Genomic DNA, 467 nt, shown 5'->3' with positions numbered 1-467 from the left:
GCCTGCCGCCCCGCAAGACGATACGCGCACGGTCCCGTATGCGAAGCCGTCCGTGCTTTATGAGGGCGAGCGCAATGCCGGACTGTACATTGCCGCGTGCGCCCTTCTTGCGAAATATGACAACACGCCGGAAGCAAGAGCCGCATACGATGCTATCCGGTGTGAACCGGAACTGCCGCACGGCGAACGGGACGGCATATATTCACGTGCAAAAAAGCACCACTACGAGCGCAAGGCAAGCGGCAAGTGGAAGCCGTCCGCAAGCGGGAACGCCGAGTACACGCTGGGAATATCCCGCGAGGCGGTGCAGGACGGCGGGGAACACGCCGCGCTTTTTGCGCAAGCGGAAAGCGTTTTGAACGGCAGGCAGTGGCATAATCTGTTGCCGGTAGAGAGTACGGCAGTGTCTGCTTTAGCAGACGCGGCAAAAGACCATGTTTTGCATGACGGCAACGACTGGCTTATCT

Annotated in this window: 1 protein-coding gene; it reads left to right on the top strand. The window is 59.5% G+C overall.

What is annotated here, in order from left to right:
* A partial coding sequence (locus AWU74_RS12215) for a hypothetical protein (RefSeq protein ID WP_187150975.1) occupies positions 1 to 467 on the top strand: 467 nt, incomplete at both ends.

The sequence above is a fragment of the Treponema endosymbiont of Eucomonympha sp. genome (assembly GCF_001028545.1).
This window is presented reverse-complemented; position numbering and strand designations above follow the sequence as displayed.